Annotated in this window: 7 protein-coding genes; 4 read left to right on the forward strand and 3 right to left on the reverse strand. The window is 53.1% G+C overall.

The genetic code is table 11. From position 1 onward, the window contains the following. Positions 1 to 76: 76 nt before the first annotated feature. Both gltD and gltB read right to left on the reverse strand, forming a co-directional pair. Positions 77 to 1495, reverse strand: coding sequence for a glutamate synthase subunit GltD (gltD, locus tag WC5_RS12435; RefSeq protein ID WP_000081689.1), 1419 nt, complete (start codon positions 1493 to 1495; stop codon positions 77 to 79). Between the two features lie 12 nt (positions 1496 to 1507). Next, complete coding sequence (gene gltB / locus WC5_RS12430) at positions 1508 to 5968, reverse strand: glutamate synthase large subunit (RefSeq protein ID WP_032159938.1); 4461 nt, start codon at positions 5966 to 5968, stop codon at positions 1508 to 1510. A gap of 675 nt (positions 5969 to 6643) precedes the next feature. Between gltB and mnmL the strand changes: the two genes are divergently transcribed. From mnmL to mtgA, 4 genes are all read left to right on the forward strand, one after another. Then, positions 6644 to 7573 (forward strand): tRNA modification radical SAM protein MnmL/YtqA, encoded by a 930-nt coding sequence (gene mnmL / locus WC5_RS12425; RefSeq protein ID WP_016231561.1) that lies wholly within the window; start codon positions 6644 to 6646, stop codon positions 7571 to 7573. Positions 7574 to 7668: 95 nt separating this feature from the next. Further along, complete coding sequence (gene arcB / locus WC5_RS12420) at positions 7669 to 10005, forward strand: aerobic respiration two-component sensor histidine kinase ArcB (protein ID WP_000809799.1); 2337 nt, start codon at positions 7669 to 7671, stop codon at positions 10003 to 10005. Between the two features lie 229 nt (positions 10006 to 10234). Next, positions 10235 to 10888: an isoprenoid biosynthesis glyoxalase ElbB gene (gene elbB / locus WC5_RS12415; RefSeq protein ID WP_010349769.1), complete on the forward strand. Its 654-nt coding sequence runs from the start codon at positions 10235 to 10237 to the stop codon at positions 10886 to 10888. Continuing rightward, positions 10885 to 11613, forward strand: a complete 729-nt coding sequence (gene mtgA, locus WC5_RS12410) for a monofunctional biosynthetic peptidoglycan transglycosylase (protein WP_000047058.1) — start codon at positions 10885 to 10887, stop codon at positions 11611 to 11613. The genes elbB and mtgA overlap by 4 nt, the downstream gene beginning before the upstream one ends. Here mtgA and yrbL read toward each other — a convergent pair. After that, positions 11610 to 12242: a PhoP regulatory network protein YrbL gene (gene yrbL / locus WC5_RS12405; RefSeq protein WP_000620403.1), complete on the reverse strand. Its 633-nt coding sequence runs from the start codon at positions 12240 to 12242 to the stop codon at positions 11610 to 11612. The two genes, mtgA and yrbL, sit on opposite strands and share 4 nt — an antisense overlap. Positions 12243 to 12244 lie beyond the last annotated feature (2 nt).

Genomic DNA, 12244 nt, shown 5'->3' on the forward strand with positions numbered 1-12244 from the left:
TACTAAGGTTGTTAATGGGCAAGATTCGCCAGACAGAGCCTGGCGAACTACAACACGTTAGTAGAAAATTAGGGGATTACACTTCCAGCCAGTTCATGATCCCGTCAGCCGCTTTACGACCTTCGGCGATGGCAGTCACCACCAGATCCGAACCACGCACGATGTCACCACCGGCAAAGATTTTCGGGTTACTGGTCTGAAAGGCGTTTTCGTTACCTTCCGGGGCAATGATCCGACCCTGAGAATCCAGCTCAACGCTGTGTTCTGCCAGCCATTCCATGCTGTGTGGGCGGAAACCAAACGCCATGATCACCGCATCTGCCGGAACAATATGTTCTGACCCTGCCACGATCTCCGCGCGGCGACGGCCTTTAGCGTCCGGTTCGCCCATTTCGGTGCGCACCATTTTCACGCCGCTGACTTTACCGTTGCCATTCACTTCAATACCCAGCGGCTGGACGTTGAATTTGAACTCAACGCCTTCTTCCCGCGCGTTTTTCACTTCGCGACGGGAACCTGGCATGTTCTCTTCATCACGACGATAGGCGCAGATAACGTGCTTTGCTCCCTGACGCACGGAAGTCCGCACACAGTCCATCGCGGTATCGCCGCCGCCAAGCACCACCACGCGCTTGCCTTCCATGCTGACGAAAGGTTCGTCGCTGGTTTCGCCAAAGCCCATCAACTGTTTGGTGTTGGCGATAAGGAACGGCAGCGCCGCGTACACACCATCGGCGTCTTCGTTTTCCAGCCCGCCGCGCATTGACTGATAAGTCCCGACGCCAAGGAACACGGCATCGTAATCTTTCAGTAGATCGTCAAGCTGTACGTCACGACCCACTTCGGTATTGAGCCTGAATTCAATACCCATGCCGGTGAAGATTTCACGGCGGCGCGTCATCACCTCTTTTTCCAGCTTGAAGGCCGGAATGCCGAAAGTCAGCAGGCCGCCGATTTCCGGGTGACGGTCGAAGACGACCGCTTTTACGCCGTTGCGCGTCAGGACATCCGCACACGCCAGACCCGCCGGACCTGCGCCGATAATCGCCACTTTTTTACCGGTCTGTTTCACGCCGGACATATCCGGGCGCCAGCCCATTTCGAACGCTTTATCATTGATATAGCGTTCGATGTTGCCGATGGTCACCGCGCCAAACTCATCGTTCAGGGTACAGGAACCTTCGCACAGACGATCCTGCGGGCAGACACGCCCGCACACTTCCGGCAGGGTATTGGTTTGATGCGACAGTTCTGCCGCTTCAAAAATACGCCCCTCGTTGGCGAGCTTCAGCCAGTTCGGGATGTAGTTGTGTACCGGGCATTTCCACTCGCAGTATGGGTTGCCGCATGACAGGCAGCGATCAGCCTGTGCTTTGGCCTGGCCTTCGGAAAACGGCTCGTAAATTTCAACAAACTCAATTTTGCGGATCTTCAGCGGTTTCTTTGGCGGATCAACGCGCTGCAGGTCGATAAATTGATAAACATTCTGACTCATTGTTGCTACCCCTTACTGCGCCTGCACGCGCAACTCTGCTGCGCTACGACTACGGTGACCCAGCAGTGCTTTTACATCACTGGACTTCGGTTTAACCAGCGCGAATTTAGTGGCGAAGGTTGACCAGTTAGCCAGAATTTCTTCGCCACGCTGGGAACCAGTATGCTGCACATGCTCGGTGATAAGACCACGCAGATGCTCTTCATGGATCGCCAGAGAGTCCACGCTTAAGACCTCCACCAGTTCCGGGTTAACGCGTTTGCGGAAATCACCACTTTCGTCGAGAACGTAAGCGAAGCCGCCAGTCATGCCCGCGCCGAAGTTCACGCCAGTTTTACCCAGAATACAGACGATACCGCCCGTCATATATTCACAGCCGTTGTCGCCAATACCTTCTACCACGGTAATAGCACCGGAGTTACGCACGCCAAAACGTTCACCCGCGCGGCCTGCGGCATACAGACGACCACCGGTCGCACCATACAGGCAGGTGTTGCCGATAATGCTCGCCTCATGGCTGCGGAAGGCCGAGCCAACCGGAGGACGAATGGCGATTAAGCCGCCCGCCATGCCTTTACCGACATAGTCGTTGGCATCCCCCGTCAGATACAGCTCCACGCCGCCCGCGTTCCACACACCGAAACTCTGGCCTGCGGTGCCGTTGAAGTACGCTTTGATAGGATCGGCTGCCAGCCCCTGATCGCCGTGCGTCTGGGCGATATAGCCTGAAAGCGACGCGCCGACAGAACGGTCGGTGTTGCGGATATCGAACCAGAAGGTTTTGCTCTGGCGTTCATCGACAAACGGTTTCGCCTGTTGCAGCAACTGCGCGTTCAGCAGGCCGTTATCAAACGGCGGATTGTTTTCGGTACAGTAGAGCGCCTTACCTGCCTTAGGCTCGGCAGTCTCCAGCAGCTTCGATAGCGCCAGTTTTTGCTGTTTAGCGGTGAAACCGTCCAGCTCTTTCAGCAGGTCGGTGCGACCAATCAGATCCACCAGACGCGTTACCCCTAGCTGTGCCATCAGCTCGCGGGTTTCACGGGCGATAAATTCAAAGTAATTCGTCACCTTGAACGGCAGGCCGTGGTAGTGATTTTTACGCAGTTTTTCGTCCTGAGTTGCCACGCCGGTGGCGCAGTTGTTCAGATGGCAAATACGCAGATATTTACAGCCGAGCGCCACCATTGGGCCAGTGCCGAAACCGAAACTTTCCGCGCCGAGGATGGCTGCTTTGATGATATCGACACCGGTTTTCAGGCCGCCATCAACCTGCAAACGGATCTTATGACGCAAGCCGTTGGCAACCAGCGCCTGTTGGGTTTCAACAAGCCCCAGCTCCCACGGGCAGCCTGCGTATTTCACCGATGAAAGCGGACTTGCGCCGGTGCCGCCGTCATAGCCTGCGATGGTGATCAAGTCCGCATAGGCTTTCGCCACGCCAGTCGCGATGGTGCCTACGCCCGGCTCAGACACCAGCTTCACGGAGATCATCGCTTTCGGGTTAACCTGTTTCAGGTCGAAAATCAGCTGCGCTAAATCCTCGATAGAGTAGATATCGTGGTGCGGTGGCGGGGAGATCAACGTTACGCCCGGCACGGAATAGCGCAGTTTGGCGATGTAAGGAGTGACTTTATCGCCCGGTAACTGACCGCCTTCACCCGGTTTCGCGCCCTGGGCGACTTTAATCTGAATGACGTCGGCATTGACCAGGTACGCCGGAGTAACACCGAAGCGACCGGAAGCCACCTGCTTGATGCGCGACACTTTGTTAGTGCCATAGCGCGCCGGATCTTCACCACCTTCACCGGAGTTGGAATTGCCGCCAATGCTGTTCATCGCTTCCGCCAGCGCCTCGTGCGCTTCCGGGCTTAATGCGCCGATAGACATTGCGGCGGTATCGAAGCGTTTAAACAGTTCGCTTGCCGGTTCAACATCAGCAATGTTGACCGCTTCATCACCTGGAGTAATCGCCAGCAGATCGCGCAGCGTGGTAGCAGGACGCTCGTTAACCAGCTTCGCGTATTCCTGATAGTCGCTGTACTCGCCGCTCTGTACCGCCTGTTGCAACGTGCGCACTACGTCCGGGTTGTAGGCGTGGTATTCGCCGCCGTGCACATATTTCAGCAGGCCGCCCTGGCTGATGGGTTTACGCGCCAGCCAGGCACGTTTCGAGAGATTCAGCAGATCCTGCTGGAAGTCTTCAAAGCCTGCTCCGCCAATGCGGCTAACCACGCCCTGGAAGCACAGGCTCACAACGTCATCGTGCAGACCGACCGCCTCAAACAGTTTCGAGCAGCGGTAAGAGGCGATGGTGGAGATGCCCATTTTGGACATGATTTTGTACAAGCCTTTGTTGATGCCGTTACGGTAGTTGAGCATCACGGTACGATAATTTTTGGCAATCGCGTGGGTGTCAACCAGGCGACCCAGCGTTTCATAGGCAAGGTACGGATAAATAGCCGTCGCGCCGAAGCCCAGCAACACGGCGAAGTGGTGCGGATCGCGGGCGCTAGCGGTTTCGACGATGATGTTGGCGTCGCAACGCAGGCTTTGATCGACCAGACGGGTCTGGATCGCGCCAACCGCCATCGGGGCCGGAACCGGCAGGCGATCTTTAGCGATATTCCGGTCGGAGAGCACCAGCAACACGGTGCCGCTACGTACCATTTTTTCGGCTTTGTCGCACAGCTCTTTGACTGTCGCTTCGAGCGTGGTTTTAGTGACGTCAAAGGTGATATCCAGCGTATCTGCGCGGTAGTGCTCCTCTTTCATCGTCGTGAGCTGTTTGAAATCGGAGTAGAGCAGAATCGGCGATTTAAAGCTTAAACGGTGCGCCTGGCCCTCTGCTTCACAGAAGACGTTCATTTCACGACCAATGCTGGTGGCGAGCGACATAACATGCGCTTCACGCAGCGGGTCGATTGGCGGGTTAGTCACCTGAGCAAACTGCTGGCGGAAGTAGTCGTAAATAATGCGCGGCTGACTGGAGAGCACGGCGAATGGGGTATCATCGCCCATCGATCCGACCGCTTCCTGACCGTTTTCGCCCAGTACGCGAATTACGGAGTCCAGCTCTTCCGCGCTGTAGTTAAACTGTTTCTGGTAGCTGGCAAGCGTGTCGTCGTCCAGTTCGCGGCTACCCACTTCTTCATCGGGCAGATCTTCAAACGGTACCAGTCGGCGGACGTTTTTCTCCATCCACTCTTTATAAGGGTGGCGACTTTTCAGATCGTCATCGGTTTCTGCCGAGTGCAGAATACGCCCACTGCGGGTGTCGATCACCATCAGTTCGCCTGGCCCGACGCGGCCTTTTTCGACTACTTCGTCAGGTTGGTAATCCCAGATGCCGACTTCAGAGGCGCAGGTGATGAGTTTATCTTTGGTGATGACGTAGCGCGCCGGACGCAGACCGTTACGGTCGAGGTTACAGGCAGCGAAGCGACCGTCAGACATCACGATGCCCGCCGGGCCATCCCACGGCTCCATATGCATGGAGTTAAAATCGAAGAACGCGCGCAGTTCCGGATCCATATCCGGGTTGTTCTGCCAGGCGGGTGGCACTAACAGACGCATGGCGCGGATGATATCCATCCCGCCCGCCAGCAGCAGTTCCAGCATGTTATCCATTGAACTGGAGTCAGAACCCGTTTCGTTGACGAAGGGTGCAGCGTCGTGCAAATCCGGGATCAGCGGCGTCTGGAATTTATAAGTACGGGCGCGCGCCCACTGACGGTTACCGGTGATAGTGTTGATTTCGCCGTTGTGCGCCAGATAGCGGAACGGCTGCGCCAGCGGCCAGCGCGGCACGGTGTTGGTGGAGAAGCGTTGATGGAACAGGCAGATAGCTGATTCCAGACGCAGATCAGCAAGATCCAGGTAAAAGCGCGGCAAATCCGCCGGCATACACAGACCTTTATAGATGTTGACCAGATTCGACAGGCTACAGACGTAGAAGTCTTTATCGGCCTCGAGACGTTTTTCAATGCGGCGACGGGCGATAAACAGACGGCGCTCCATATCGCGCGGACGCCAGCCTGCCGGGGCGTTCACAAAAATTTGCTCAATGCGCGGCAGCGAGGAGAGGGCGATTTCACCCAGTACACCTTCGTTGGTAGGGACATCACGCCAGCCGACAATCGACAAGGTTTCGCGTTGTAGCTCTTCTTCAACGATGCGGCGTGCGGCGGCGGCGAGTTCAGGATCTTTATTCAGGAAGATCATCCCGACGGCGTAGTTTTTCGCTAAACGCCAGCCGCGTTCCTGCGCAACGATGCGAAAAAAGCGATCCGGTTTTTGTAACAGCAGACCGCAACCGTCACCGGTTTTACCATCAGCGAGAATCGCGCCACGGTGCTGCATACGGGCCAGTGCGTGTATTGCAGTACGCACTACCTTGTGGCTAGGTTCGCCTTCTATGTGGGCGATCAGGCCGAAACCACAGTTATCCCTCTCAAGGGATTTATCGTACAACATATCGTGAACCTCCCCCAGGCTCTGCGGGAACCCCACTACCGAACCGCTGCGCACGGGCACAGAAAGAGCATGGCGACGGGGTTTGCGTTTCATACGCTTACCTCGCATTCGCCCCCTTTTTTGTCCTTTTCGCATCAGTTAATACGGTGAAGAGGGGAACTCAATTACTGCATAAATATGATGAGCAGGCTGCTCATCCAGAAAGCTTCCAGCGGATTTCCAACTTATCGGGAAAGCTGATACAGGTCAAATGGCAAGCTTATTGGTCTGGAAATGTGCTTTAGCGCAAAATTCTTTGTTAATTTATTGAATTTAAACTGAATTTGTTGTTCTTTATTAATGGGAGGGGAAAAAGGAAAACGTTGAGTGCCTGACTACTATAGCGGCGTGTTAACCCTTATCCTGCCTTGAATTGACGTATGAAGCAGTGTTTTATACTGCCTTAAGAGGAAAAGACATTTCATGCTACTGTTTTTGTTTAAAATCCATTAGCGGATAAAAAAATCCGACGCAAGATAAGCAAAAGTAATTTATGTGCTATTGCATTAAATTTCAGTAATTGTGATTTATTATGCAGTTGATATAAGCAGGCCGGGGCGATTGATCCAGGTCATCGCCGAATTGAGCTAAAAATGGCAGGCTTTGGCCTCTTTTCAAGGCGCGGTCTATCAGATTATGCAGTTACAGAAATTAGTCAATATGTTTGGTGGGGATCTTACCCGTCGTTACGGGCAAAAGGTGCATAAACTGACGCTGCATGGCGGTTTTAGCTGCCCGAATCGTGACGGAACCATCGGACGCGGCGGATGCACATTCTGTAATGTTGCTTCGTTTGCCGACGAAGCACAGCAGCATCGCTCCATTGCCGAACAACTGGCGCATCAGGCGAATCTGGTTAACCGCGCGAAACGCTATCTGGCCTACTTTCAGGCTTATACCAGCACCTTTGCGGAAGTTCAGGTGCTGCGTTCCATGTATCAACAGGCGGTGAGCCAGGCCAATATTGTCGGTTTGTGTGTTGGTACGCGCCCGGACTGCGTGCCGGATGCGGTGTTGGATCTGCTTTGTGAATATAAAGACCAGGGCTACGAAGTGTGGCTGGAGCTGGGCCTGCAAACCGCGCATGACAAAACGCTGCATCGCATCAATCGCGGACATGATTTTGCCTGCTATCAGCGCACGACCCAGCTGGCGCGTCAGAGTGGACTGAAGGTGTGTTCTCATTTAATTGTCGGCCTGCCTGGCGAAGGGCACGCGGAATGTTTGCAAACGCTGGAGCGAGTGGTTGAAACCGGCGTGGACGGCATAAAGCTTCATCCCCTGCATATCGTGAAAGGCAGTATTATGGCGAAAGCCTGGGAAGCGGGGCGTTTGAACGGTATTGAACTGGACGATTACACGCTGACGGCCGGAGAAATGATTCGCCATACGCCACCGGAGGTTATCTACCACCGAATTTCCGCCAGCGCCCGTCGCCCGACGCTACTTGCTCCGCTGTGGTGTGAAAATCGCTGGACGGGAATGGTCGAGCTGGATCGCTATCTGAATGAACATGGCGTACAGGGATCGGCGCTGGGACGTCCGTGGCTACCTCCAACGGCGTAGGCCATTGAGGGGAATTCCGCATTTCTCACACAATTTATAACGTAACTGTCAGAATTGGGTATTATTGGGGCAGGTTGTCGTGAAGGAATTCCCTAATGAAGCAAATTCGTCTGCTGGCGCAGTATTATGTTGACCTGATGATGAAGTTAGGTCTGGTGCGCTTCTCAATGTTGCTGGCGCTGGCCCTTGTCGTTCTCGCCATTGTGGTACAAATGGCGGTGACCATGGTGCTGCATGGTCAGGTCGAAAGCATTGATGTTATTCGCTCTATCTTCTTTGGTCTGCTGATTACGCCGTGGGCGGTCTACTTTCTTTCGGTGGTTGTAGAGCAACTGGAGGAGTCACGACAACGTCTGTCACGGTTGGTGCAAAAACTGGAGGAGATGCGTGAGCGCGATCTGAGCCTCAACGTTCAGTTAAAAGACAATATTACCCAGCTTAATCAGGAAATTGCCGTTCGTGAAAAAGCGGAAGCTGAATTGCAGGAAACCTTCGGTCAGCTGAAAATTGAAATCAAAGAGCGTGAAGAGACACAAATTCAGCTCGAACAGCAATCCTCTTTCTTACGTTCCTTCCTTGACGCCTCTCCAGACCTGGTTTTTTACCGTAACGAAGATAAAGAGTTTTCCGGCTGTAACCGCGCAATGGAATTGCTAACCGGGAAGAGCGAAAAACAACTGGTTCATCTGAAACCTGCTGATGTTTACTCACCGGAAGCCGCCGCGAAAGTCATTGAGACCGATGAAAAAGTGTTCCGTCATAATGTGTCACTGACCTATGAGCAGTGGCTGGATTATCCCGACGGACGCAAAGCCTGCTTTGAAATCCGTAAAGTGCCGTACTACGACCGCGTGGGTAAACGCCACGGTTTGATGGGGTTTGGTCGTGACATTACCGAGCGTAAGCGGTATCAGGATGCGCTCGAACGTGCCAGCCGCGACAAAACGACTTTTATCTCCACCATCAGTCACGAATTGCGTACACCGCTGAACGGTATCGTTGGTTTAAGCCGCATTCTGCTGGATACGGAACTCACTGCTGAGCAGGAAAAATATCTCAAAACCATCCATGTTTCCGCCGTCACTTTGGGGAATATTTTTAACGATATTATCGACATGGATAAGATGGAGCGGCGTAAAGTTCAGCTTGATAACCAGCCAGTTGATTTCACCAGTTTCCTTGCCGATCTGGAAAATCTCTCCGCATTGCAGGCGCAACAAAAAGGGCTGCGTTTTATTCTGGAACCGACGCTACCATTACCGCATCAGATCATTACCGACGGTACGCGTTTACGGCAGATCCTGTGGAATCTCATCAGTAACGCCGTCAAATTCACCCAGCAAGGGCAGGTTACCGTGCGCGTGCGCTACGATGAAGGCGACATGCTGCATTTTGAAGTGGAAGACTCCGGCATCGGTATTCCGCAGGATGAGCTGGATAAAATTTTTGCCATGTATTATCAGGTGAAAGACAGTCACGGTGGTAAACCTGCCACCGGCACCGGCATTGGCCTGGCGGTTTCTCGTCGGCTGGCGAAAAATATGGGCGGCGATATCACCGTCACCAGCGAACAGGGCAAGGGTTCTACCTTTAGGTTGACGATCCACGCACCGTCGGTGGCAGAAGAGGTCGATGACGCGTTTGACGAAGACGATATGCCTTTACCGGCGCTGAATGTGCTGCTGGTGGAAGACATTGAACTGAACGTTATTGTCGCGCGTTCTGTACTGGAAAAATTGGGTAACAGCGTTGATGTAGCAATGACCGGCAAGGCGGCGCTGGAGATGTTTAAACCAGGCGAATACGACCTGGTATTGCTGGATATTCAGTTGCCAGATATGACCGGGCTGGATATCTCTCGTGAACTGACGAAGCGTTATCCGCGCGAAGATTTACCGCCGCTGGTGGCTTTAACCGCCAATGTGCTGAAAGATAAACAAGAGTACCTCAATGCTGGAATGGATGATGTGCTGAGTAAGCCGCTTTCCGTACCGGCGCTAACCGCGATGATCAAGAAATTCTGGGATACCCAGGATGATGAGGAGAACACGGTGACGACAGAAGAGAACAGCAAATCTGAAGCATTACTCGATATACCCATGCTGGAACAGTATCTCGAACTTGTAGGGCCGAAATTAATTACCGATGGACTGGCGGTGTTTGAGAAAATGATGCCGGGCTATGTGAGTGTACTGGAGTCGAACCTGACGGCGCAGGATAAAAAAGGCATCGTCGAGGAAGGGCATAAAATTAAAGGCGCGGCAGGTTCAGTGGGGTTACGCCATCTACAACAGCTGGGTCAGCAAATTCAGTCTCCCGACCTTCCCGCTTGGGAAGATAACGTCGGTGAATGGATTGAAGAGATGAAAGAAGAGTGGCGTCACGACGTAGACGTGCTGAAAGCGTGGGTGGCAAAAGCCACTAAAAAATGACCCCGGCTAGACCGGGGTGCGCGAATACTGCGCCAACACCAGGGAAATCTTGGCTGCGCCGTAAATTATTATGATGAGTTACAAGGGCACAGCACTGTTTTTCAGGCCGCACGCAGTTAAGATAGCAAATCTTAAATGATTTGTTACATGAATCAGTTAAATGTGTGATGCGTAGCATTTTTATTAAAAAGATTAATGTGTTTCAGTCAGTTGCGAAAGGATGATCACAATGAAGAAAATTGGCGTAGTTCTGAGCGGGTGCGGCGTCTATGACGGTTCTGAAATTCATGAAGCGGTGTTGACGTTGTTAGCTATTTCACGCAGCGGCGCGCAGGCGGTCTGCTTTGCGCCGGATAAGCAGCAGGTTGACGTTATCAACCATTTAACCGGCGAGGCGATGGCGGAATCGCGCAATGTGCTGATTGAAGCCGCGCGTATTGCGCGTGGTGAGATCCGTCCTCTGACTCAGGCCGATGCTGCCGAACTGGATGCGTTGATTGTGCCGGGTGGCTTTGGCGCGGCGAAGAATTTAAGCAATTTTGCCAGCCTTGGCAGTGAATGCACCGTTGATCGTGAATTAAAGGCGTTGGCGCAAGCGATGCATCAGGCCGGTAAACCGCTTGGTTTTATGTGTATTGCCCCGGCGATGCTGCCGAAAATTTTCGATTTCCCGCTGCGTTTGACCATCGGTACTGATATCGATACCGCAGAAGTGCTGGAAGCGATGGGCGCGGAGCATGTGCCATGTCCGGTCGATGATATCGTTGTTGATGAAGACAATAAGATTGTCACTACACCGGCTTATATGTTGGCACAGAACATTGCGGAAGCAGCGAACGGCATTGATAAGCTGGTTTCTCGCGTGCTGGTTCTGGCTGAATGAGTAAAAGCCGCTTAACGGCGTTCGGTTTCGTTCGTCGTTTTCTTCTGCGGTTAGTGGTTGTCCTCGCCGTTTTATGGGGCGGGGGCATCGCGTTGTTTAGCATAGCGCCCGTTCCGTTCTCAGCGGTAATGGTCGAGCGACAGGTCAGTGCATGGCTGCACGGCAATTTTCGTTACGTGGCACATTCTGACTGGGTCAGTATGGATCAAATATCGCCGTGGATGGGGCTGGCGGTGATTGCCGCAGAAGATCAGAAATTCCCTGAGCACTGGGGCTTTGATGTCGCTTCCATTGAGAAAGCTCTGGCGCACAACGAGCGCAATGAAAATCGTATTCGCGGCGCATCAACGCTTTCCCAGCAGACAGCCAAAAACCTCTTTTTATGGGATGGACGTAGCTGGATACGTAAAGGGCTGGAAGCAGGTCTGACATTGGGGATAGAAACGGTCTGGAGCAAAAAACGCATCCTGACGGTTTATCTGAATATTGCCGAATTTGGCGATGGTGTGTTTGGTGTTGAAGCCGCAGCGCAACGCTATTTCCATAAACCCGCGAGCAAACTCACTCAGTCGGAGGCTGCCTTACTGGCAGCAGTACTTCCGAACCCACTACGCTTTAAAGCTTCCGCACCCTCAGGCTACGTGCGTAGCCGTCAGGCGTGGATTTTACGGCAGATGCATCAGTTGGGCGGTGAATCTTTTATGCGGCAACATCAACTGGATTAAGCTTCGCGCGAGGTGAGGGAGAGTTTCTTGTTCTCACTGAGTTGTGCGTCTTTCTTCAGGGCAACCGATAACGCGGGTTGAGCGATAAAACGTTGCCACAATCGCTCTTGTTTACGTAAACAACACCACTTCGACCAGGTCGCTAACGGAATCCACGTGCTTTCACCAATGTTGTCACAGACGACGGGAATAATTTCTGACTCGCTGATGCGGTGACAAAGAATATTCTGCGGCTTCAGCGACATTGTCACGATGCGGTTATCCTGCAAATAACGCTTCAGCTGTTTCAGTAGCTGGCGCAGTTGCGCGATATCTTCTTCGTAACGGCATTGTTCAGCAAATTCGGTCAATGTAATAGACGGTTTGCCATCAAAATCGGCAATGACATCGTAGACATAACCGGTCCCGCAATCAGTCTCAACCGTACCGTGATAGCGTGGAATACCGCTCCAGTCTTTTAACCGACGACCAAGATGCGCGTAGTACTTTAACTCACGGCGGATCTCTTTATCACCACCGTCGCCACGGTGATAGACAATCTTGATACAGCGTTGGGCATCTTCCGGATGCGCGTAACATTTCCGATGTCTTCCGGTGCCCAGGGGACTTTGTTCAGATAAGCGAATCATGC

This window comes from Escherichia sp. KTE114, assembly GCF_000407765.1.
GTDB classification, from domain to species: domain Bacteria; phylum Pseudomonadota; class Gammaproteobacteria; order Enterobacterales; family Enterobacteriaceae; genus Escherichia; species Escherichia ruysiae.